The following is a 22,917-nucleotide window of genomic DNA, read 5'->3' as shown; positions in this document are numbered from 1 at the left end:
TGATATGCAGGGTAGTCTCCCACCGGAAGCACAAGAGAAACTCGAAGAACTGCAGGGTCTCCAGCAGACAGCCCAGCAGGTCGCAACCCAGAAACAGACCGCAGAGTCCTCGCTCCAAGAGGCTCAGACGGCACTCGACGAACTCGAAAACATCGACGAAGACGCGACGATGTACCGCGAGGTCGGCGAGCTGTTCGTCCAGACCACCTACGAGGACGCAAAAGAGAACCTCTCTGACAAAGTCGACACGCTCGAAATCCGCGTCGAGACGCTCACGAAGCAAGAAGAGCGCGTCGAAGGCCAGTTCGAGGAACTCCAGCAGGAACTCCAGCAGATGCTCGGCGGCGGCGCAATGGGCGGCGCTGGCGGCGCAGCACAGTAAATGCCAACCGACGAAGACGTCGTTCAGACGGCCGCAGCGGCTGCTGAAGGACTCATCTTCGCACGGTACAAGCGCTCTGAGGTCACTGACCTCGACATCACCGTCCACTTCGAGGAGGGCGTCCTCGAAGTCGATGTGTACCTAAACGCCCCCGGCGATGCAGAAGCCGTAGCCGACGAAGCGGCCCACGCCGCACAAGACGCCGTCGACGAGTTGTTCGACGACGCACAGTCGGCCTAACGTCGTCATTTCTTTCAACAACCACGACCGGCGAGCGACAGCGACAGAAAAACGGTGATCAGAGTTTGTGCGCCACGCGTTCGCGGTGGCTTTCGAGTTTGGAAAGCAGGTTCTGGTACGCCTCGAGTTCTGCGAGTTCATCGCGCGAGTTGTTGATTTCGAGTGCGTTGCGTCGCGCGGCGAGTGAGTAGTATTCTTGAACGTCCGCATCGAGCGGCGCGCGTTCGATGAGGGATGCAATAGTGTCTCTGAGACCGTCTTTGGTTGGTGGTTTCACGACATACGCATCGAGCCCCATTTCGATGATGTCAACGTCGGGGTCAACCGCACTGACCATCGCGACGCGACAATCAACGTCACGGGAGCGGATTTCGGCGAGCACCTCGTCACCCGACATCCCGGGCATCCGTCGGTCGAGTAATACGACATCGACGGTTTCGTCGAGATGAGAGAGAGCCTGCGCACCGTTCGCCGCAAATCGGCTGTCGTAGTCATTTCCGAGCCAGATGTCGTACATCTCTGCGATGTCGGGCTCGTCTTCGACAATCAACACGACAGGGGGGTTTGACAGGCCCATTACAGTCACATGGAAACAGACAGACAATAATGTTCTGCAACGAGCGATTATCACAGGGGACAGTTTCCAGGCTGAAATTCACCGAAGCTTGTATATTAGCTGATAATAGAAGTAATCTATGGCGTGGCAAGCAACGCCCTATACCTTTCCTCTCCTCCTTGCGAGTGCAATCTCTTTGCTGTTGAGCGTGTATGTGCTGAGTCATCGAAGCAAGCTCAAACAACCGCGGATGACCGCGTTTCTCGCGGTGACGGGAAGCGTGGTCGTGTGGTGTTCTGCCTACTGGTTTCAGCTTTCTACAACGACGCTCGCGGGCAAGTTGTTCTGGAATCGGTTTGTCTGGATTGGCGTGGCGGTCATGGCAGTTGCGTGGCCGGTGTTCATTCTTGCCTACGCAGGCCGACAACGCTGGCTCACACCCGGTGGGCTGCTCAGCATAAGCGTATTCCCCGCCGCAACCGCGCTTCTGGTTTGGAGCGCCGAGTATCGACAGCTGGTGTTCACGCCAGTGAACGTCCACACCCACTCAACAGGAGTTGTTCTCGAAATCAGTCCCGGCCCCGTTTTCTTGCTCTTTCTCCTGTACACGTACATCCTCGATTTAGTCGTCATCGGGGTACTCGCCCTCGACGCACACCGTACATACGGCATTCGCAGACGCCAGAGCTTGTTGCTGATACTCGCAAGCGTGGTCCCACTGCTCGCAAGCTGGGCCAGCGTCGCAGAAGTATTCCCGTTCCCACATGTAGACCTGACGCCGATCACCTTTGGGCTGACCACCCCGCTTGTCGCGTACACCCTGTTTCGGTACCAGTTTTTAGATGTGATTCCGATCGCACAGCGCACGCTCATCGACGAGATGGATGACGGTATCATCATTCTCGATGACAATCACCGCATCGTTGACTACAACCCAACGGTCACCCGCCTGCTCGATACCGGCACAGACCTCGTTGGCGAGCGAGCAGAGACAGCGCTCGCGGCGTATCCAGCATTGCATGAGTGTCTCGTAAACGAAGGTGCGGCCACTGAAATCGTGACAACGAACGACGAGACGCCACGATACTACAGCGTCACGTGCTCTCAGTTCGAGACACAAAACAAGTCGGGCTCTATCCTGAGCCTTCACGACATCACCACCCAGCGCAAAGTCGAGCGACGCTATCAGACAATCGTCGAACAAGCATCGACGGTTACCGTGCTCGTAACCGAAGATGGTCGGTTTGAATACGTCACGCCGTCGATCGAACGAACGCTTGGCTACCCCCCTGTGGACATCCTTGGCGACCCATTTATTGAGTACATCCATCCCGACGATGTCGAGCGAATTTTCGAGACGTTCATCACCATCCAACAAGGCGGGACGAGCGACTGGGTTGAACTTCGCGTCCAGCACGCAGACGGGTCGTGGCGCGTCATGGAAGCAAAAGGCGAGAACCTCCTCGAGAATCCGGCTATCGGTGCGATTCTGTTGACGGCACACGACGTGACCGAGCACAGACAGTACGAACAGCGACTCCAAGTGCTCAATCGGGTGTTGCGCCACGACGTTGGCAACAAGATGTCCGTGGTACAAGGGGCGATTTCGATGGTACAAGAGGAAACCGAGAGCGAACAAGTACGCACGTGGATGGGGAAAGCCCACCGCGCTGGCACCGACCTCCTCGAACTGAGCCAAAAGTCACGGCGTATCGACACGCTGCTAGACCGCGATTCAGAGGTGCTCCCGCTCGACATCGTCGCGCAGGTCGAACAGGTGGTTGCCACCGTTCAGACCACGTATTCGACGGTGAACATCGAGTGTGATATTCCCGATGCAGCGTGGGCAAACGCACTCCCACTGGTCAAAGTCGGGCTTGAAGAACTGCTCACAAATGCCATCGAGCACAGTGACCGAGACGTTCCCACGGTGACCGTCTCGATTACGAAAGCTGAGACTGATGTTGTTGAGATACACGTTGCAGACGACGGTCCCGGCATTCCCAAGATGGAGCGAGAGGTGCTCAAACGTGGAATTGAATCCCAACTAGAGCACACAAGCGGCCTTGGCCTGTGGCTGGTTCACTGGATTGTTTCGGCTGCAGACGGTGAGTTAGTCATCACTGAAAACGAACCGCGCGGCACAGTTGTGACGCTTCGCTTCCACGAGGCCGCACCCGTCACGGCAGAGGCAACGACGACCGCACAGGACTGACCCTACGCGAGCAGGAAAATGAGAATGCTCACGGTGAACACGACGATGATGAACGCGGCGGCGAGTGCGCCACCCATCGAGATGAGCGCGTTTGCGTGACTCGCGAGCGTCTCGGTGCGGTCGTTGCCAAAGACGGTGACCGAAGCGCGCGAGGATGCCATCCCGGCTTCGACTGGCTCTAAGTCTTCGCGGGCAGTTTCGACGAGTGAGCAAATGAGCGAGACGAGCTCATCGTGTGAAATCGCGCCGCCGACCTGATTTGCCGACTTCACGGTGTTGACGACGTGGGTGTCCGTGGTCATGATTTCGGCGTCGTCAACGGCCGGAATCGATTCGACGATGCGGTCTCGAAGCCCCGGTTCCATGTTGTTTCCGTCGACGAGCACGTACGCCGTGAGTTGGCCCTCGACTTCGACCATCGCCACACGGATACCAAGTGGGCCAATCCCTTCGGGTGGCGTCCACGGCGTCCGGTCCCACGCGACGCCGAGTTTGACCGGGCCGCGCGGCGCGTCGGTGAGGCTTTCTGCCACCGACCCAGCCGCCTGAATCATGTCGTATGAGCGCTTGCTCCCGGGGACGACGTGCCCAAGGTCGGGTCCGGTGAGGCCGTTGTTCGAGTTGTGAGCGTCTACGAGCATCACGTCTTTCAGCCCGTGGACGCGGGCTTCAGCGCCTGCGGTCATCCCAATCGAGAACTCAACGTCGTCTGCGAACTGCGGTGAGAACGTCGAAACAAGCAACGCATCGTTGCCGAACGCCTGCCCGATGAGCGTCGCGTCGCCGACGCGCTTTCTGACGCTTTGAGACGCCACACCGTCATACGAGATGGCCGCAAACGCCTCGCTTGCGGCATCCAGAATCGAATCGACCTCGCGCTCGGTGACGAGGTTGAAGTCGTGGCCCGCGGTTGCGTGGGGCGGGAATGCGACGCCATCAGACCACTCTGCGACGCGCTCTGGGAGGTTCCCGCCGCCGATTTCTCCCATCGGGCCGGGGTGTATCATCGGGAGCGTAAAGCGGGCTTTCTCCGTGCCACTGGGCGTCCGAAACGAAAGGACGGTGACGGGGACGATGGCTTCCTCACCGATGTCCTCGAAGAACGTTTCGAGTTCCCGTGACCCTTCGGCGATGTGGCCGATGAACCCCCGGATAAAGTCGAGGACGGAAACGTCCATGCTCCGCCGCCACGGGCGGTCGATGACGGTGAGGAATGCCCAGACAGCCCCCGCATAGAGCACGCAGATGACGCCGAGAACGAGAAAGTCCTGTGGGACAACGACGAGGAGTTCCGGCGGCGCGCGCTCTGGCCGGGAAAGAAACGACCGAGCGAGCGGGCCGCCAATCTCGAAGTAGCGCATCGTTCCCGAGTAGATGAACAGGAGGACGGCCGAGGCGACAGTGTGGAGACTCGCGGGAATCGACGCGATGAGCAGCGACTTTCGGGAGACGGCCATCACGACGAGCAGGCGAAGCGCGAACACGCTCGCCAGTGCGGCGAGCAAGGTATCGAAGACGAACCCCTGGCCAAGCGGCGTGAGCACCGCGAGAATGCCCGCGAGAATGAGAAAGGCGACCACGACGAGTTCGCCCGCGAGCGCGAGCAACGAGGCGCGATTGCGCGTGAGTTGGCCGCCGAGTTTCCCGTCTATCCACGGGGTCAGCGCGCTTGCGATGACGGTTGGCAAGCCAATGAAGAATATCCCCTGCCAAGCGTCTTCGAGGACGAATCGAAAGTCGAAGGCGGCGACGCCAGCGACGGCCGCGATGAGGAGCGCGAACGCGAGGCTCGAATACCACCGCGGTGCGCGGAAGATGTAGCGAGAAAGTGCCGCAAGGTCACCCTGCGTGGCGGTCATTACGAAATAATTCTAGCCAGAGGACAAAAAGCCCGTTACTCGCAGATGGCGCGGAAGTTCTCAAACACGGCTTCGCCCTCGTCGGTGTGGGCGACTTCCGGGTGCCACTGGACGCCGTAGAGGTCGCGTTCGGTGTTGCTCATCGCCTCGATGCCACAGACGTCACTCGTGCCGGTGTGAGTGAAGCCCTCTGGGAGTTCTTTAACCTCGTCTGCGTGGCTCGCCCAAACGCGCGTCTCGGGGGCGAGTGAGCCGATGAGCGGGTCGTCTTCATCGAGCACTTCGACCGTCACGTCGGCGTAGCCGCCGTACTCGCCGCTGCCGACGCGTCCGCCGAGTTTCTCAGCGAGAATCTGCATCCCGAGACAGATGCCGAGGACTGGAATGTCCAGTTCCAAATACTCCTCACAGCGGCCGATGTCGTCCATGCTCGGGCCGCCAGAGAGGACGATGCCGTCTGCGTCAATCTCCTCTGGTGGCGTGTCGTTGTCGATGAGGTCGGTGTCGATGCCGAGGTCACGAAGCGCCCGGTGTTCTAAGTGGGTGAACTGCCCGTGATTGTTAATCACGACGATGCGGGTCATTAGCGGTGAGTAGCGAGTATCGTCGTATAAACCTCCTGAAACTGGGCGAAAACGGGTGCGAATGAGGAGCGGTGGTATCGAAACGTGGCGCAGAGTCAGGTGCAGGTTTCATCCCGAAGCGTGGCCGGACGACGCACTCCAAACGGCCAACACGCGCGCCCAAGGAGTTCTGGAGTTCGCACTTGCTCAGCCGAACAAGCGACGGTAACAAGAGTCGGTTTCTCACAGAAGTGCTCGCCGCCACGAAACTCACCTACTGGTCGAACAGCAGCTACCTACTCTCTTTCTCGTCGTTTGCTCGCGGGCTCGAATCCGAATTCGTCTAGCTCGTGGCCGCGGCGCGTTTCGGCCTCGGCGAGCGCCTCCGGGCCGGGGCTGGCGTCGTCGTCGATTCGCGCAAAGGAGGTGTGGATTTTCGCGTGACACCACCGACAGAGAAACACCGTGATTTCGTGGGTTCCGGCGTCCCGGTCGGCGTATGACAGATGGTGTTCTTCGAGCAACGGGCGGTCGCCGGTGTGCGTGTTCAGGCGCTCTGCTAAGCCACAGCGAGCGCACTCGCGGTTGTGCTCGGTCGAGCGAAAGTGGGGGCAGTCGCGCCACTCCCAGCCACTATCGGGGTCACCGACCGGACACTGAAACTCGTCTGCGCGCCGCGCTGCGGCGAATGCGGGGTCGTTTCCGGCGTAGTGAAAGGCGTAGCGACACCGCCCGTCGTCGGTGAGGTGGTCACACCGCGAGACGTGGGCGTAGGGGTCGTCCACCCCGACCGACGTGCCCTGCGGCGTCTTCTCCATACCACACCTCGTTCGCCCTCGAATTTCAAGTTGACTCCCGAACCACTTTTCCACTCGCCGGGAGAGGTGTGGGTGTGCGTCTCGTTCACGACACTGGTTCCGGGCAGCAACTCCTCGCAACGCAGGTAGACACGGCCGACAGCCTCCTCCAGCAAGGCCGTGGCCTCATGTTCCGGCGCTCGATTCCCGACGACTACGCGCTCGCCTTTCGCTTCGGAAAGGCGAAACGCCGCGACATCCACATGGTCTGCGTGTTCTTCCCCATCGACGTGATTTGGGCGCGAGACGGCGAGGTGGTGGCGGTGAAAACCCTCCGCCCGTGGCTCGGATACGGCGCGGCGTCCGCAGATTTGATACTCGAACTGCCCGCTGGGAATGCAGCGGGTGTCGAAGTCGGTGACCGTATCGCCCTCGTCGAGTGAGCAGCAACATCTGCCACATAGGCCCACTTTAAGTTCGTAGAGGCGTTCCCTGAGAATGGCTATCATGACCAGTGACCGTTTTATTCGGGTCTCCTCCCGAATCACATCCCACCTCTGACCCGGTTTCTGTACAGTTCGTAGATACAACGCTCCGCGACGGTGAGCAAGCGCCAGGCGTCTCGCTCACCCCAGACCAGAAGGCCCAGATTGCCCGTGAACTCGACCGGGCACGGGTCTCGGTCATCGAAGCAGGCAGCGCCTGCACCGGCGCGGGCGAACGCGAGACCATCTCGCGCGTGGCCTCGCTCGGACTCGACGCGAAGGTCACGAGTTTCGCCCGCGGCGTCCAAGGCGACATCGACCTCGCGCTCGACTGCGGCGTCGATGGCGTCCACCTCGTCGTGCCGTCGAGCGACCGTCACATCGAAACAAAAGTCGGGACGACCCGCGACGGTGTGGTCGAAAAGACCACCTCGCTCGTGGAGTACGCCCGCGACCACGGCCTTTGGGTCGAAGTCCTCGGCGAAGACGGCTCGCGCGCCGACCTCGATTACCTCGAACGACTGCTTGGCGCGGCGCTCGACGCAGGCGCAGACCGCGTCTGCTACTGCGATACGGTCGGGCACGCGACGCCCGAACACACCTACGAGGCCGTCTCGCGGCTTGCCGCGCTGGGGCCAACGAGCACCCACACCCACGACGACTTGGGCCTCGCCGTCTCGAACGCCCTCGCAAGCGTGCGCGCCGGCGCAGACCTCATCCACGCCACCGTAAACGGTATCGGTGAGCGCGCGGGCAACGTCGCGCTCGAAGAAGTCGCAATCGCGCTCGACCACGGCTACGGCATCGAGACGGTCGATACGACGCGCCTGTTCAAACTCGCCCAGACCGTGGCTACGGCGACGGGCATCCCGCTCGCGCCGAACAAGGCCGTCGTCGGCGAGAACGCCTTCAGCCACGAGAGCGGCATCCACACCGACGGCACGCTCAAAGACGACGCGATGTACGAGCCCTACCCGCCAGAAAAGGTGGGTCGGGAGCGGCGTCTCGTCCTCGGCAAGCACGCCGGGCGCGCGGGCGTCAAAGCCGCACTCGACGAACACGGCGTTTCGGTCTCCCCCGAGGAACTGGGGACGGTCGTCTCTCGGGTGAAAGAACTCGGCGACCGCGGCAAGCGCGTCACCGACGCAGACCTGCTCACGATTGCAGAGGAAGTCCAGCAGCGCGAACGCGACCGCCGCGTCGAGTTGCTCGGTCTCACTGCCGCCTCGGGTGGTGGCACGCCCACCGCGAGCGTCCGTCTGCTCGTCGATGGCGAAGAACGCGTCGCCTCGGGCACGGGCAGCGGCCCAGTCGATGCCGCCGTCTCTGCGGTGCGCTCGGCGCTCGGCCCGGCCGCAGACGCCCAACTCGACAGCTATCACGTCGATGCGATTACGGGCGGCACCGACGCCGTCGTGACCGTCGAAGTCGAGATGTCCCGCGATGGCCGCCACGTCACGGTCGCCTCCAGTGAAGCGGACATCACGCGCGCGAGCGTGAACGCGATGGTCGATGCGTTAGACCGCCTGCTTGCGGCCGAATCGACACACGTTATCGCGGACGACTAACCCCGACATACTTTCTTTGTGTGTGCCACCCCACGGTGAGCAATGGCTGAGTACTACGACGTGTTCGAAAACCGGGTACGGTTTGCAGAAACGGACATGCAGGGGATTGTGTTCTATGGCAATTACGTCACCTTCCAAGACGAGACGTTCAACGCCTTCTTGCGCAAATTTGACTACGGCTACGACACCTTCGAAGCTCGCGGCTGGGACGTCCACGTCGTCCACGTCGATTTGGATTACCACGCCTCAGCGGAGTTCGATGACGTGCTCGTGAACGCGATGCGCGCAGAGACGATTGGAACGAAAAGCCTCACCTTCGCCTATCGAGCGCGCAGAAAGGCAGACGACGCACTGCTCGCTTCGGGGCACGTCACCTATGTTGCGGTAGACACAGAGACTGGCGAACCGTGTCGCGTTCCCGACGATTTCCGGGAGGCACTGTTGAAGTTCCAAGAGACACCACCGGAGATGAAGTAGCAAGCGGGTGGGCTGAAACTCAAATAAACACATGATGAGTTGTGTGATATACCGTACCCCTGGTACAGTTAACTCCTCTCGAAACTAACATGAGGTGATGATTCTCGACCTTATTACGAACCCGGATGCGTTCTTCCGGGAGGAGGCCGAGTCACCGCGGTTGTTGGGGGCCGCTGGAATCATATTAGGTGCGGGGGTTTTGAGTGCTATCACGTCGTACCTCTTGCTCTCTCGCATCGTTTCCGCATTCCCCGCCGAAGGTGGCCAGGCAGTAGCGATTCTCGCATACGCGTTCGGGATTGGCGGCGCGCTTGTCGCGCAGTTCGTCATCTGGTTCGTGTTCGCCATCCTGTTTCACGTCATCTCCATCGTGTTCGATGGAGAGGGAAAGTTCACGAAAACGCTCGCACTGACTGGCTGGGGTTTTCTCCCCTCCATCTTCGGTGGGTTGCTCGGCATCGGTGCGATGTACTTCGCGCTGCAAGGGATTCCCGCACCAACGTCGCCGGAGGCCATTCAGGCGTATTCGGTCGCCGTGACTCAGAGTTCGACGCTCCGACTCGCGTCGGCCGTCGGCATCGTGTTCACGCTCTGGAGTGCGTTCCTCTGGGCGTTTGCCGTGAAACACGCACGAAACCTCAGCTTTAGACAGGGGCTGTACACCGTTGCGATTCCCGTCGGCATCAACATCGCCCTCGCGGTGTTCGGACAGGTGTTCACGCCATGAAAGCGCCCCTCGTCGCGGCACTCATCGTGTTCTCGTTGCTCACACCGATGACCGTCTTCGCGCAAGAAGACGCGTTCATTTCGGTCACGGGCACGACCATCACGCCGGAATCGCCTGCCGTTGGCGACCTCGTGACGGTAACGGCGACCATCCGCAACTCTGCGGGCAGTCAGCAAGCGTTCGAAGTGCGGTCGATCGAGTTGGTCGCTCGCACCGGAAATACGGAGTACGACGAAGTCCAGAATGTCGGCACGATTTCTCCCGGTGAAAGTCTGAGCGTCCCGCTGACGACGACGTTCGACGAAGCGGGCGTCAAACGCCTCGAACTCGAAGTGCGCGGCCGGAGTGTGAACGGGTCGAGCGATACGGTTCGCTACCCCGTGACCATCGACGTGCGCTCACAGGAGGCCGCGGGGACAGTCCCGCGCGTCCAGATTCTCTCTGAAACCCTCGTCTCGAACACCGAAAGCGTCGTGACGGTTCGCGTCTCGAACGGCGGGGAAGCCACACTGCGTGACCTCGACCTCTCGGTTTCGGGTGACGACATCACCGTCGAAGACGACGCGCGAGTGCTGCCGCGGCTCGAGCCCGGCACGCTCACAACGTTCAACTTCACCGTTGAAAGCCAAGACCCGGGTCGCACAGCCATCGACGCGCGACTCGACTACGCGACGGCGAACAACCGGCGCTCTGTCACGACGACCCGCGACGTGACAATCGAGTCGCTCAATGAGAACGTCGTGGTCGAAGCGAGCGTCGTGACCCTCCCAGAGACGGACACCACCGTCACGCCGCCGATCTCCGTTGAAGTGCTCAACCTCGGTAACGCCGCCATCGACAGCGTCGTCGTCACGGCCACGGTCGACGGCGTGCCAGTCGCACGCACACTCATCTCGGAGATTGACGCAGACAGCACCGGCGTTGCCCGCCTCAACCTCTCTGGGGTGACCGACCCGGCCGACCTCGTCATCACGGCCAGCTACGACATGGGAACCATCGAAGGAACGAGTCAAACATCGCTCCGTTACACGCCACGCGTTGGCGTGGTGTCGCTCACCGGCATCAACACCGAGTTCGAAGACGGGAAACTCCACATCACCGGGAGTGCGAGTAACATCGGCCAAGGCACCGCAGAGAGCGTCGTCGTCCGGGTCGTCCCCGCAGACGGCGTGACGCCCGCCCAACCGTTCAAAGAGTACTTCGTTGGCACGGTTCCACAGAGTGACTTCGTTGTGTTCGACCTCTACGCCGAGGTCAACGACAACGCGACCGCCGTCCCCGTGAGCGTCACCTACCGTGCGGGCGGCGAAGAGCGCACAGAGACGGTGCAGGTTCGCATCGAAGAGTCCCAGCCCGCGTCCGCTCCACAAGACGACGGCGGCTTCAGCCTCCCGCTCATCATCGGCGGGCTGGTCGTCGTCTTGCTCGTGGTCGGCGTCATCGGCTACGCTTGGCGCAACTCACGCAATGGCACTCGTTGAACTGCGCGACGTGGTCAAGCGCTACGAGCTCGGCGGCGAGACGCTCACCGTCCTCAAGGGCGTGGATTTCGCCATCGAATCCGGCGAGTTCGTCGCGGTGATGGGGCCAAGTGGCTCCGGGAAATCGACCATGCTCAACATGATTGGCCTGCTCGACGAGCCAAGCGAAGGCACGGTGTTGCTTCGCGGCGAAGACGTGACCACGCTCTCAGACCGCGAGCGCACCAACGCTCGACAGGGAGCAATTGGCTTCATCTTCCAAGACTTCTACCTCATCCCGTCGCTCACCGCGACCGAGAACGTCGAACTCCCGACGCTGTTCGGCGGCGCGGGAAACAAAAAGGGCCGCGAGAAAGCCATTGAACTGCTCACCAGCTTCGGCCTTGGCGACCGATTAGACCACCTCCCCAAAGAACTCTCCGGGGGGCAACAACAGCGCGTCGCCATCGCGCGGTCGCTCGTGAACGAACCCCAAGTCCTGCTCGCAGACGAGCCAACGGGGAACTTAGACCAGAAAACCGGAAAGGAGATTTTAGACCGCCTGCGGGAAATCTGCGACGAAGGCGTTGGCATCATCGCGGTCACCCACGACCCGAACGTGGCAGCCTACGCAGACCGCCGGGTCAACATCGTAGACGGCGTCATCGACGGCGACGACGCGCTGGCCGAGGAGGAACACGATGCTTGAGCCGCTCTACCGGCGTTTCCCGTCGATAATGATGGCGCGGCGCAACCTGACGCGCAACAAGGTGCGTTCTGCGCTTGCCATGCTCGGCATCGTCATTGGCGTCCTCGCGATTGCCTCACTCGGCATCTTCGGCAACACACTGCAGGTGAGCGTCACCGATTCGCTCGGCGACATCGGGAGCGAAATCATCGTCTCACCCGCGTTTGACGAAGGCGTGAGCGCACTCACCGACCGCGACGTCCAGAACATCGAACGGGCCGCTCCCGGTGCGACCGTCACACCGATTGCACAGGGACAGGGGGTGGTTGAGTTCAGCAACGAACGACAGGTGGTTCAAATCTTTGGCGTGTCGCGGCCGGGCGACCTCTATGAAGCAGAATCCGGCACGCTCCCGCCAACGCTGCGAAGCGGCGCGCTCATCGGCACGAATCTCGCGGAAAATCTCGGCGTGCGCGTTGGCAACAGCATCATGGTTGATGGGAAGAGCTACCGCGTGAGTGCGATTCTCGCGGCAAGCCAAGCGTTCTCACCAACCTCTGCGAGCAACGCCGTTGTCCTCCCAATCGGTGAGTTTCCCGCCCGTGAGTACGACCAAATCGTCGTCGATGCGGGGTCGGGCCTCGAAGCCAACGCCACCGCAGACGCCATCCGCGAGTTGAACGACCGCGACACCCGCTATGAGGTGTTCGAACTCGCGGACATCTCAGACCAGATCACCCAAGCGTTCGACGCCATCGGGTCGTTCCTGATTGCGATTGGCGCCATTTCGCTCGTCGTCGCAGGCGTGAGCATCCTGAACGTGATGCTCATGAGTACCATCGAGCGCCGCACCGAAATCGGCGTGCTACGCGCGGTTGGGGTACAAAAGGTCGAGATTCTCGGCATCATCCTCGTCGAGGCGCTGTTGCTCGGGATTCTCGGCGGAGTTGTCGGCATCCTGTTGTCGATTGTCGCAGGGATGGCGGTGAGCCAGTTCATCCTCGGCGACCCGTGGGGGGTGTTCACGATGGCGAACTTCGTGTTCATCGCCCAAGCCTACGGCTTCGCGCTCGGGGCGAGTTTACTGTCGGGCCTCTACCCGGCGTGGCGCGCGGCGAATCTGAATCCCGTGGACGCACTCCGCGGGTGAAAAATCAGTCCGAATCCGATTCGACGGTTTTCTTTTTCGTGGTGGTGATACTGCCAAGTTCCGGCACGGTGTCTTCCGTAAACCGCGTCTGGAGTTTGCCAATCGCGACGGCACCGATGTAGAGCGCAACGGCGACGAGCACGATGACGCCACCAGCGGTCGCCCCGCCGTAGTAGGAAACCCCGATGCCGAGCAAGACGGCGAGTTGTGCGAGCACGACCGAGACGACCAACGACTCGGAGAAGCTCCGTGACACCTGCGTTGCCCCGGCAACCGGGACGACGAGCATCGCGGCGACGAGAATGACGCCCATAATCTGCATCGCGCCGACGACGACCATCGCGGTGAGCATAACCATCACGCGGTTGAACCACGAAACTGACAGGCCGGAGACGGCCGCGGCCGTCTCGTCGAAGGTGACGTACAGCAGTTGGTTGCGAAACAGCGCAACCGTGCCGACGATGATGGCGAACAACACGAGCAAGATGGCGGCGTTCTCAGCGGAAACGGTCGAGAGGTTCCCGAAGAGGAACTGATTGACGCCGACCGCGAGGCCGCCCGCGTTGATGCTGATGAGCACCGACCCGAGCGCGAACCCGGTCGAGAGGACGATTGCCATCGATACGTCGTTGTAGGCGTCGGTCGCCTCAGAGATGAGTTCGATGAGCAACGCGGCGAGGATGGCGACGACGACCGCCGTGAGGTACGGCGAGACGCCGAGATTGAGCACGGCGTTCAAGAACAGCCCAATCGCAACGCCCGCAAAGGCGGTGTGGGCGAGCGCGTCCCCAATCAACGCGAGTTGGCGGTGGACGAGGAACGTCCCGATGAGCGGGGCCATCACGCCAATACAGAGGCCAACGAGGATGGCCCGGTGCATGAATTTGTAGTCGGGGCTGATGAGTTCGAGGCCGGTCATGTGGTACAGCTGGGTGAGCAGCCAGTACCAGAGGTCGAGCAGCACGTAGAGCGGCGACAAGACGGGGTCGAGCGGACTTGCCTGCAAAAGCACGTCGAGCGGTATCATTGAACCCCTCCAATTGCAGTGGCGGTGCCAAACGCCCGCCCGAGCGCGTTGCTCTCTATGAATTCGTCGGTCGGGCCGTCGAAGTAGATGCCCCGGTTGAGACAGACCACGCGAGCGGCGTGCTCGGTCACCGCGCCGAGGTCGTGTTCGATAAGCAGGATGGTGATGCCTTGTTCGTTTAGCGCAGAGAGAAGGTCGTAAAACGCTTCGACCGACTCCGCGTCAACCCCGACGGTTGGCTCGTCTAAGACGAGCAGGTCGGCTTCCCCGGCGAGCGCTCGTGCGATGAACGCCCGCTGGCGCTGCCCGCCCGACAACTGCGTCACGCGCCGGTTTGCGAACGCGGTCATCCCGACGGTGTCGAGCGCCCGGTCGACGATGTCCCAATCTTCCTGTGAAAGTCGGCCAACGCCGACGTGCGGGAAACGGCCCATCTTCACGACCTCGCGCACCGTGATTGGCATCTCCTTTGAGGCACTCGCGTGCTGGGCGACATAGCCAATTCGTGCGCCGTCGTCAAAGGCGTGAGACGGCTGGCCGAACAGTCGCGCACTGCCCGCGTCGGGTTGGAGCAATCCGAGCATGAGCTTCATCAGCGTCGATTTGCCGGAGCCGTTCGGGCCGACCACAGCAACGTACTCGCCCGAATCAATCCGGAGTGAGATGTCTTCGACCACGGGCGTTGTGGTGTAGCCAAACGACACGTCCGTGAGGTCGATGACCGGAGTTTCCCCGCTCATTCGAAATTCCTCCATTCGTCGTTCCACCCGTCGAGGCCGACTTCTGCGGGCGTTTTGTTCCCGAGGACGACTTCGAAGGTGGGCATGTTGATGTTGTACGCGATTTCCTCGTAGCCCCAGTTCTCTGCGACCCAGTCCTCGCGGACGCCCGCGTATGGCGTGACCGGGTAGTAGGCTTCGACCGGCGTCTCAGCGAGCAGTTGCTCTGCGGGCTTTCGCGTCTCGAAGACGCCCGCGCCGATGTACTTGATGTCGTGTTCCTCGATGACGTCTTTCGCTTCCGTGATGTCGCTCGGTTTCACGTCGCCACTCGCGGCGAGGTTCACGACGAGCGGGCGCATCTCGACGCCGTAGCGCACGCCGATGTACTGGAAGGCGTTGTGTGCCGCCAACTGGACGACTTTGCGCTCTGCGGCGTCGAAGACAGCTTGGTAGTCGGCATCGATGCGGTCGAGCACGTCGGTTTTGTACGTCTCTGCGTTCTCGGTGAAGGTGTCTTCGTGGTCGGGGAAGTTCTCGACGAAGCCATCCCGGATGTTATCGACCGACGTTTTCGCCCGTTGTGGGTCGAGCCAAAAGTGCGGGTCTTGCCCGCGGCCTTGGCCGACGCCCTCTTCTTCGGGGTCTAAGCTGGCGGCGAGGTCCACGAGTTCGACGCCTTCGCGGGCGTTGATGAGCGCCGTCTCGACGTTGTCGTCTTTGAGCGTCTGAATCGCGCGGTCGGCCCACGGCTGGAAGTTTTCGCCGACGTTGAGGAAGACGTCCGCTTCGATGATGTCTTTCGTGACGCTCGCGTTCGGTTCCCACCCGTGGCCGTGGAGCCCGGTCGGAACCAGATTTTTCACCTGCACCGGCGTGTCAGCGGCAATTTTCCGAGCGAAGTCGAAGAAACTGAAGAACGACGCCGCGACGACCGGTCCGTCATCGTCGCCAGAATCAGCGCCGCCACCAGCGGTTGCCCCGCCCGAGGTGCAGCCAGCGAGTCCTGCTGTCAGTAGTCCAGCTCCGGAAGCGAGAGCTTGTCGGCGCGTCAACAGTCCGGTCGTCCGTCGCTGCGAATCAGTCATTGTTATCGGAGTTAGATAGTAGAGCATATTTAATACTATTGGTCTAATTGGAAGATTAGACGCGTCTAAATCGAGAGTGGTGACAGCTTTCCAAAAGGAATTGAATTCGGCTATTGGTACGTTTCGTGACGCACAGCTCCGCTAACAGCAGCGAAAGAATGAACGAGCCAAATGTATCCGTGGAGTTTCAATTAGTTCGGCGGCCGGTGGGCGTGCCACGGCGCGACCTCCTCGAACGCCCGACACGCCGCGAGCACCACGTCGTCTGCGTGCCGACGGCCCACCACCTGCATCCCGACCGGCTTGCCATCGACTGAGCCCGCCGGAACCGACGCCGCCGGGTGACCCGTCAGGTTGAACGGGAGGGTGAGATACCAGCCCGTGTACGGGTCAATCTCATCGCCGTCGATTTCCTCGGGACCGTAGATACCGCGCTCGAACGGCGGCGTCCCCATCGTCGGCGTGAGAAGCAGGTCGTACTCAGCAAAGAGGTCGGCAAGTGCATCGATCACCTTCGTCCGAACCGCATTCGCCTCGCTGAGCGCCAGCATCGAGTGTTTCTTCCCGATGTGTGCCATCGCGCCGAACGCCGGACTCAAGTCGTCTCCGTGTTCGGCAAGGTCGACGCCAAAGGCCTCTTCTGAATGTTCGACCGTCCACGACACTCGCGCCTGAAACAGGGTGCGTGCGGCGGTTTCAACTTCGTCCCAGAACTCGGCAAACGCTGGGTCTGCACGCTCGACCGTCATTCCGGCTGCTTCGAATTTCTCGGCCGTCTCGTCGGCAATCGCGCGCACGCTGTCTGCGACGGTGAACGCCTCCATGTCGGGCGAGTAGGCGACCTTTAGGTCGGAGACAGGTTTGTCGAGCGCGGACAGATAGCTCCCCTCGTGCGCCGGGAGCGAGAAGGGGTCTTCGGGGTCTGGCCCGGCGAGCACGTCCATCGCGAGTGCGGCGTCTTCGACGGTTCGCGTAAGCGGCCCGGAGTGGACGAACGGCCATGCGTCGATGAACCCGTCTGGCCGACTCCGATGTGGCACGCGCCCGAAGGAGGGTTTGAGGCCGAAGATGCCACAGCACGACGCCGGAATACGAATCGAGCCACCCGCGTCAGAGCCGAGCGCGAGCGGGGCCAGTCCGTCTGCGACGGCCGCGGCGCTCCCGCCCGACGAGCCACCTGACGTGTAGTCAGGCGCGTAGGGCGTCCCCGACGTGCCGAACAGCTCGTTGTCGGTGATGGCGACGTGGCCGAACTCGGAGGTGTTCGTCTTGCCGAGGACGATACCACCTGCCTGTTTCACGCGCGCGACTTCGAGTGCATCCTCGTCAGGGACGTACTCCGCGAGCGGTTTCGACCCGAAGGTCGTCTGGATGCCTGCCGTCTCCAACAAATCTTTGATGGCGACAGGCAGTCCGTGAAGGGCTCCGATGTCGTCGCCGCGAGAGACGGCACGTTCGGCTTCGCGGGCCGCCTCGCGCGCGTCGTCGCCGACGAGGTGGACGTAGGCGCTCGTGCGCTCGTTTCGCCCCTCGATACGGGCGAGATAGGCGTCTGTCACCTCGACTGGCGAACGGTCGCCTGCGCGAATTTGTCGAGCCAGCGACGCCGCAGATGTGAAACACAGGTCAGTCATACTGTGTGGATTTCTCACACGGTGTAAAAAGTGTAGGTTTGACGGCAGGGCGCTGAACTCAGACGCCTTCGCTCAGCGCGCTGTCATCCGGTTCGATTCTCGAGAGTCGCATCGCGTTTCCAGTGACGACCGTCGTCATGCCCACGTCGCCCGCGAGTACGGCGACGACGACGGAGACGAACCCGAGGGGGATGCCAACGGCGAGTATCGCTTTGACCGCGAGGCTGCCCCAGATGTTCTGACGGATGACGCCATTCGCTTCGTGGGAGAGGTCGTAGAGGTAGGGCAGCCGAGAGATGTCGTCGGCCATGAGCGCGATGTCCGCAGTTTCGATGGCCGTCGCGGAGCCTGCCGCACCCATGGCGATACCCACTGTCGCGGTGGCGAGTGCGGGCGCGTCGTTGATGCCATCACCGACCATCGCCACCGACTCGTACTCCGCGAGGAGTTCTTCGACGGCATCGACTTTTTCTTCGGGCAGGAGGCTTGCTCGGTACTCGTCTACGCCCACCTGTTCTGCGACCGCCTGTGCCGTGCCTTCGTTGTCGCCGGTGAGCATCACCGTGCGGACGCCGCGGCCTTTGAGCGCCGAGACGACGGCGTTTGCCTCGGGGCGGACGGTGTCGGCTACGGCGATGAGGCCCTCGATATCGTCTTCGGTGCCGACGAGGACGACGGTTTTCCCCTGTGCTTGCAGGCGCGGGATGGTGTCTGTGACGAGGTCGAGACAGCCGTCGCGTTCGCACAGTGTCTTCGTTTCTGCGGGGAGGCCGCCTGCGCTCGTCGTGAAGTGGACGTGCGCCAAGTCGAAGCCCAAGTCCTCGAACAGCGCGGGCTTTCCGGCGTAGTGGGTTTCGCCGCCGAGGTCTGCGCGCACGCCCTTCCCGGTGAGGCTCTCGAACTCCTCGATTTCCGCGGTGTACTCCATGTCCGCGTGGGCGGTGATGGCCGAGGCGATGGGGTGTTCGCTGCGCGATTCGACGCCCTGCGCACATTCGAGCACGTCGGCTTCGGTGTTACCGTTGAGCGGAATCACGTCGGTGACAGAGAGTTTGCCCATCGTGAGCGTCCCCGTCTTGTCGAAGGCGACGGTTTCGACCTCACCCATCGCTTCGAGGTGGCTGCCGCCTTTGATGAGCACGCCGTTGCGCGCAGCACTCGTCACTCCCGACACGACCGTCACGGGCGTCGAGATGACGAACGCACACGGACACGCGATGACGAGCAGGGCAATCCCGCGGACGAACCACTCGACCCACGGCGCGGCGAAGAGCAGCGGCGGGACGGCCGCCGTGAGGAGGGCCGCTGTCACCACAACAGGCGTATAGTAACCCGCAAACCGTTCGACGAACTGCTCGCGTTTGGTCTGTTTTTCCTGTGCGCTCTCTACGAGGTCGATGATGCGCGCGAGGGTGTTGTCGTCGGCCGAAGCCGTCACCTCGACTTCGAGGTAGCCCGCCTCGTTGAGCGTCCCCGCGTACACTTCGTCGCCCGGTGCCTTATCGACGGGCACGCTCTCGCCCGTGATGGGCGCTTGGTTGACCGCACTTTCGCCGTCTACAATCGTGCCGTCGGTCGGAATCTTTGCACCCGGCTGGACGACGACGATGTCACCGACTTCAAGTTCCTGTACCGACCGCTCGTGGGTGTGCCCGTCGTGTTTGACGGTCGCTGTCTCAGGGGCGAGCGAGAACAGTTCTGCAAGCGAGGTGCGAGCGCGTTCGATAGAGCGCCGTTCGAGCAGTTCTGCGACGTTGAATAGGACGGCGAGCGACCCGGCCTCGACGAACAATTCAACCGACGGAATGGCGAGCGTGACGCCGGTCGCGGCGAGGATGGCGACGCTCATCAGGAAGTCGATGTCGAGGTTTAGATTTCGCGCCGAGTAGTAGCCGTTGCGGACGATGACTTGGCCGCCAACGACGATGGCCGCGAGAAACAGCAGGTCAGAGACGACAAACGGTCGCGTGAGGACGGTTGCGACGGTGGTGTTCGCGCCCGCAAAGAGAAACTCGAAGAGCAGTGCGACCGCGAGAAGGACACCGCTCACCGCCGTCTGTTTTGCGCGGGTTGAGTGCCAGACCGACTGGCTGTCTTCGTTCGCGGGTTGGGTGGCTTCGGCTAAGTTCGTCACCTCGTAGCCTGCGCGGTCGAAGGCCGCGAAGACGGCGTCGCTCGTCGTTTCGTCGGGGTCGTAGACGACTTCTGCCTTCCCGGTCGTAGGGTGGAGGTCGTACTCGACGACGCCCGCGACGTCGTCGAGGGCGTTACTAATCTTTCCGGCGCACGACGCACAGTCCATCTCGGGAACGGAGAGCGAGAGCTGTTGACGAGAGTGCCCGTGGCCCGAGACCGCCGGCGAATCCGCTATCATTGACTGGTTTTGGCGGTCACAACTTATTAATCAAGCTGCCATTTTGAGCATAGATTTTAATAATATTCGCCACATTAGCGAGCCTGAGTTATTAACGCTGGTTGCGCGACGAGCCATCGCAAACGCGCGACTTTTGCGTTCGCAGGTAGAATCCGAGATATGGAACGGACGACTGAGGCCGTAGTCGCGGTGTTACCCTTCCTGTTGTTGGGCCTCGCAGACATCGTCTTGTTGCTCTTTTGGGGACTCGACCCGCTCTGGGGCTTCATGATTCTCCCACCGATTCTGTTCATGAGCGTCCTCGCGTGGGTTGGGTTCAAAAGCGGCTTCATCGGGAAGGAAGTCGATGATGCGCAGCGTCCCGGCTAGTACAAAAAACGGTGATTAGCTGCCCTGTTCGGGGAGCATGCCGACCTGTTGCATGAGCGAGAGTCCGTCTGGAATCGCCCACGTCTCGACGACTTTGCCGTCCTTGATGCGGAACTCGACGGCGTCGCTGATGGTGACTCGCTTGTTCGTCGCCGGGATGCCGTTTAATTCGCCTGAGTGCGTTCCCTGACTCGTCCCGCGCGTGACGACGCGGTCGCCCTCTGCGATGATGTCGTCGATAGTGTACGACGTATCAGACAGTCCAGAGTGTATTGCTTTGAAGTACTCTTTTACACCCGCTGGCCCCATGATATCGCCCTCGACAGTCACGTCGTGGCCAACGTATTCGGGGGCACAGAGGTCGTCTATTGTGTCGTAGTCCTGCCCCCAGAGCGCTTCGAGCGATTTGCGGGCAACGTCTTTGTTCATCTCGATAGTTTTTGTATCTGCCATGGGTTTTCCACCAGTCATACAGACGACTGGCGAGGCGATAGCCATTGACCAACTTCCAGAAATTGGGGACTATCAGGCGTTTTTGAATCAAGAATTGGTTCTCGTTCGCACGCTGGAGACGACCGCACCGACGCCCGCAAGCAACGCCTCGCGCTTTACGAGCGCAAAGCCACAGAAAATGGCGACGAACCCGACGACACTTCGCGCGCCGATGAGCGTCCCGAACAGGGCGAAGCTAAGCAGCGTCGCCCACACCGGTTCGAGGTAGCCAATCAGGTTGATTTGAACCGGGCCAAGCCGGTCTAACAGGTCGAAGTAGATGAAAAACGCCACCGCGCCGGAGCCAACCGCGAGGTAGGCAAGCGAGAGAATCGCCGTTTGCGTCCACGCGATGGCCACGAACGACTCACCGCGCGCGAGGGACACGGCGTGGAGCAACGCCGCACCGAGCACCATCGCCCACGACTGCACCGACTGGACGGGAAAGTCAGACCGAATCGGGCGCGTGAGGACCGCACCGAGGGCAAAACAGACAGAAGCGACGAACACCGTGGCGATGCCGAGAACGTTCGCCGTCAGAAGGTTCTGCGGGTCTGGATTGGCGATGATAGCGACGCCGAGCAGTCCGCAAGCAAGCCCCACGAGGCCGAGCGGGCGGAGGCGTTCACTGGGGAGCAACACGCTCGCGAACGCCGTCGTCAACACGGGGCCGAGGCTGATGATGACCGCCGCAATCGCCCCCGAGACGTGGCGCTGGCCGAGGTACAAAAAGGCGTGATGCCCGGCAATCAGAAACGTCCCCGAGATACCCACAATCAGCCACTCAGTCTGACGGCGTGGCAGCCAGCGGTCAGTCGTGAGCGCCGCGTAGCCGAGCATGATGGCTCCCGCGAGGTAGTAGCGAAGGGCCGCAAACAGGATGGGCGGGAAAAAGTCGAGGCCGATTTCGATTGCGACGAACGACCCACCCCAGAGCAGGCCAAGGAGGGCGAACAGCGCAGCGGTCTGCTTTCGGCTCACACCGGATACTTTGGGTGGACAACGAAAAAGTTGGCTTCTCTGGCAAGCAACTAGCGTCGTCGCCCGATCTATTGAACAAAACTCCAAATTCGCACTGTCCCACCAGGCAGAACGTTTAACACGCTCTTTGCAGTGGCCTTTGACACGAGAAAAATGGCGGACACCATCTCCGTTCGTATCGACCCGCACGTCCATTCGGAGGGGTCCTACGACGGTCGAGAACCAGTCGAGCTGATTCTCGAACACGCGAGTCAAATCGGGCTTGACGGCGTGGTCATCACCGACCACGACACGATAGAAGAGTCACGGAAAGCCGCCGAATTGGCCCCCGACTACGGCCTCATTGGTATCCCCGGTGTCGAAGTTTCGACGAAGGCGGGTCATCTGCTCGCACTCGGCGTCGACGAGCGTCCTCCGAAGGGCGAACCGTTCGCAGACACCGTCTCCCGCATCCGCGACCTCGGCGGCGTCGCCATCACACCCCACCCCTTCCAACGCACCCGCCACGGCGTGCGCAAACGCAACCTCACCGACTGCGACGGCATCGAGGTGTACAACTCCATGCTGTTCACCGGCTACCGCAATCGTCGCGCCGAGAAGTTCGCAAACCGGCGCGACTACCCGAAAGTCGGCGCGAGCGACGCCCACTATCTCCCGAACATCGGCCGCGCCGTCACGGAGATTCACGTAGACGAAGCCGACGTGTCGTTCACCGAGGAGACCATAGACGGTGACCGCCTCATCGAAGCGATGCGAGACGGCGATACCACGATTCACGGCAAGCGAACGCCGATTCACAAGAGTGCCCGCCAGTACGCGATTGGCGCGAGCAAGAAGTCGCTGTATCTCCTGACCTCGCAGTTGTCGTTTTTGCCGACGTTCCCGGCATCGATGGAGTGACTGACGGCGTCTCGGAGGTGTCTCCTGTAGTTGGTGTGTGCCTCGGTGGAATTTTTCGGGTGTGAGCGACAAGCCCGTCGCTCGCGGGTGTTGAAAGTTGAAAGACGCCGAGAGTGAGAGTGAGAAAATCCGGAGGGTTTGCGAGCCTCGATGCGGCTTTGCCGCA

General features: G+C 61.5%; 23 protein-coding genes. 12 read left to right on the top strand and 11 right to left on the bottom strand.

What is annotated here, in order from left to right:
- Nucleotides 1-4: 4 nt before the first annotated feature.
- On the top strand, nt 5-382 hold the full coding sequence (locus tag V5N47_RS11080) for a prefoldin subunit beta (RefSeq protein ID WP_338727548.1): 378 nt from the start codon (nt 5-7) through the stop codon (nt 380-382).
- On the top strand, nt 383-622 hold the full coding sequence (locus tag V5N47_RS11075; RefSeq protein WP_338727547.1) for a DUF3194 domain-containing protein: 240 nt from the start codon (nt 383-385) through the stop codon (nt 620-622).
- Nucleotides 623-680: 58 nt separating this feature from the next.
- Here the strand turns inward: V5N47_RS11075 and V5N47_RS11070 are convergent, their stop codons facing one another.
- Entirely contained in the window at nt 681-1,199 is a 519-nt protein-coding gene (locus V5N47_RS11070; protein ID WP_338727546.1) for a response regulator, read from the bottom strand.
- Nucleotides 1,200-1,317: 118 nt separating this feature from the next.
- On the opposite strand from V5N47_RS11070, the gene V5N47_RS11065 reads away from it, so the two are divergent.
- Complete coding sequence (locus V5N47_RS11065; protein WP_338727544.1) at nt 1,318-3,393, top strand: histidine kinase N-terminal 7TM domain-containing protein; 2,076 nt, start codon at nt 1,318-1,320, stop codon at nt 3,391-3,393.
- A 2-nt stretch (nt 3,394-3,395) separates the two neighbouring features.
- Here V5N47_RS11065 and V5N47_RS11060 read toward each other — a convergent pair whose 3' ends face one another.
- From V5N47_RS11060 to V5N47_RS11050, 3 genes are all read right to left on the bottom strand, one after another.
- Entirely contained in the window at nt 3,396-5,252 is a 1,857-nt protein-coding gene (locus V5N47_RS11060; protein WP_338727542.1) for a DUF2070 family protein, read from the bottom strand.
- Nucleotides 5,253-5,287: 35 nt separating this feature from the next.
- On the bottom strand, nt 5,288-5,836 hold the full coding sequence (locus V5N47_RS11055) for a GMP synthase subunit A (protein WP_338727541.1): 549 nt from the start codon (nt 5,834-5,836) through the stop codon (nt 5,288-5,290).
- 275 nt (nt 5,837-6,111) lie between these two features.
- Entirely contained in the window at nt 6,112-6,633 is a 522-nt protein-coding gene (locus V5N47_RS11050) for a hypothetical protein (protein ID WP_338727540.1), read from the bottom strand.
- A 74-nt stretch (nt 6,634-6,707) separates the two neighbouring features.
- On the opposite strand from V5N47_RS11050, the gene V5N47_RS11045 reads away from it, so the two are divergent.
- The 7 genes from V5N47_RS11045 (at nt 6,708) to V5N47_RS11015 (ending at nt 13,167) form a co-directional block, all read left to right on the top strand.
- Complete coding sequence (locus V5N47_RS11045) at nt 6,708-7,055, top strand: DUF192 domain-containing protein (protein ID WP_338727539.1); 348 nt, start codon at nt 6,708-6,710, stop codon at nt 7,053-7,055.
- A 71-nt stretch (nt 7,056-7,126) separates the two neighbouring features.
- Entirely contained in the window at nt 7,127-8,665 is a 1,539-nt protein-coding gene (locus V5N47_RS11040; RefSeq protein ID WP_338727538.1) for a (R)-citramalate synthase, read from the top strand.
- 42 nt (nt 8,666-8,707) lie between these two features.
- A complete protein-coding gene (locus V5N47_RS11035; RefSeq protein WP_338727537.1) occupies nt 8,708-9,142 on the top strand; it encodes a thioesterase family protein in 435 nt (144 codons plus the stop codon).
- A 97-nt stretch (nt 9,143-9,239) separates the two neighbouring features.
- Nucleotides 9,240-9,869 carry a YIP1 family protein gene (locus V5N47_RS11030; protein ID WP_338727535.1) on the top strand — a complete coding sequence of 210 codons (630 nt, stop codon included), beginning with the start codon at nt 9,240-9,242 and terminating at the stop codon, nt 9,867-9,869.
- Nucleotides 9,866-11,350, top strand: coding sequence for a CARDB domain-containing protein (locus tag V5N47_RS11025; protein ID WP_338727534.1), 1,485 nt, complete (start codon nt 9,866-9,868; stop codon nt 11,348-11,350). The genes V5N47_RS11030 and V5N47_RS11025 overlap by 4 nt, the downstream gene beginning before the upstream one ends.
- Nucleotides 11,337-12,038, top strand: coding sequence for an ABC transporter ATP-binding protein (locus tag V5N47_RS11020; RefSeq protein ID WP_338727533.1), 702 nt, complete (start codon nt 11,337-11,339; stop codon nt 12,036-12,038). Before V5N47_RS11025 ends, V5N47_RS11020 begins: the two co-directional genes overlap by 14 nt.
- Nucleotides 12,031-13,167: an ABC transporter permease gene (locus V5N47_RS11015; protein ID WP_338727532.1), complete on the top strand. Its 1,137-nt coding sequence runs from the start codon at nt 12,031-12,033 to the stop codon at nt 13,165-13,167. Before V5N47_RS11020 ends, V5N47_RS11015 begins: the two co-directional genes overlap by 8 nt.
- Nucleotides 13,168-13,171: 4 nt before the next feature.
- Here V5N47_RS11015 and V5N47_RS11010 read toward each other — a convergent pair whose 3' ends face one another.
- From V5N47_RS11010 to V5N47_RS10990, 5 genes are all read right to left on the bottom strand, one after another.
- Nucleotides 13,172-14,194, bottom strand: a complete 1,023-nt coding sequence (locus tag V5N47_RS11010; protein ID WP_338727530.1) for a metal ABC transporter permease — start codon at nt 14,192-14,194, stop codon at nt 13,172-13,174.
- Nucleotides 14,191-14,934 (bottom strand): metal ABC transporter ATP-binding protein, encoded by a 744-nt coding sequence (locus V5N47_RS11005; protein WP_338727528.1) that lies wholly within the window; start codon nt 14,932-14,934, stop codon nt 14,191-14,193. The genes V5N47_RS11010 and V5N47_RS11005 overlap by 4 nt, the downstream gene beginning before the upstream one ends.
- A complete protein-coding gene (locus V5N47_RS11000) occupies nt 14,931-16,001 on the bottom strand; it encodes a metal ABC transporter substrate-binding protein (protein WP_338727526.1) in 1,071 nt (356 codons plus the stop codon). Before V5N47_RS11000 ends, V5N47_RS11005 begins: the two co-directional genes overlap by 4 nt.
- Nucleotides 16,002-16,192: 191 nt before the next feature.
- Complete coding sequence (locus tag V5N47_RS10995) at nt 16,193-17,635, bottom strand: amidase family protein (RefSeq protein ID WP_338727524.1); 1,443 nt, start codon at nt 17,633-17,635, stop codon at nt 16,193-16,195.
- A gap of 58 nt (nt 17,636-17,693) precedes the next feature.
- Nucleotides 17,694-20,009 (bottom strand): cation-translocating P-type ATPase, encoded by a 2,316-nt coding sequence (locus V5N47_RS10990; protein ID WP_338727522.1) that lies wholly within the window; start codon nt 20,007-20,009, stop codon nt 17,694-17,696.
- A gap of 159 nt (nt 20,010-20,168) precedes the next feature.
- On the opposite strand from V5N47_RS10990, the gene V5N47_RS10985 reads away from it, so the two are divergent.
- The gene (locus tag V5N47_RS10985; RefSeq protein ID WP_338727520.1) at nt 20,169-20,378 is read left to right on the top strand and encodes a hypothetical protein; all 210 of its coding nucleotides are present in this window, start codon (nt 20,169-20,171) and stop codon (nt 20,376-20,378) included.
- Nucleotides 20,379-20,393: 15 nt separating this feature from the next.
- On the opposite strand, the gene V5N47_RS10980 is transcribed toward V5N47_RS10985, so the two are convergent.
- Both V5N47_RS10980 and V5N47_RS10975 read right to left on the bottom strand, forming a co-directional pair.
- Nucleotides 20,394-20,831 (bottom strand): ester cyclase, encoded by a 438-nt coding sequence (locus V5N47_RS10980; RefSeq protein ID WP_338727518.1) that lies wholly within the window; start codon nt 20,829-20,831, stop codon nt 20,394-20,396.
- An 87-nt stretch (nt 20,832-20,918) separates the two neighbouring features.
- Complete coding sequence (locus V5N47_RS10975; protein WP_338727516.1) at nt 20,919-21,851, bottom strand: DMT family transporter; 933 nt, start codon at nt 21,849-21,851, stop codon at nt 20,919-20,921.
- Between the two features lie 153 nt (nt 21,852-22,004).
- Between V5N47_RS10975 and V5N47_RS10970 the strand changes: the two genes are divergently transcribed.
- Complete coding sequence (locus V5N47_RS10970; protein ID WP_338727514.1) at nt 22,005-22,751, top strand: PHP domain-containing protein; 747 nt, start codon at nt 22,005-22,007, stop codon at nt 22,749-22,751.
- Nucleotides 22,752-22,917 lie beyond the last annotated feature (166 nt).

Source organism: Haladaptatus sp. DJG-WS-42, assembly GCF_037198285.1.
Classification (GTDB): Archaea; Halobacteriota; Halobacteria; order Halobacteriales; family Halococcaceae; genus QDMS2.
This window is presented reverse-complemented; position numbering and strand designations above follow the sequence as displayed.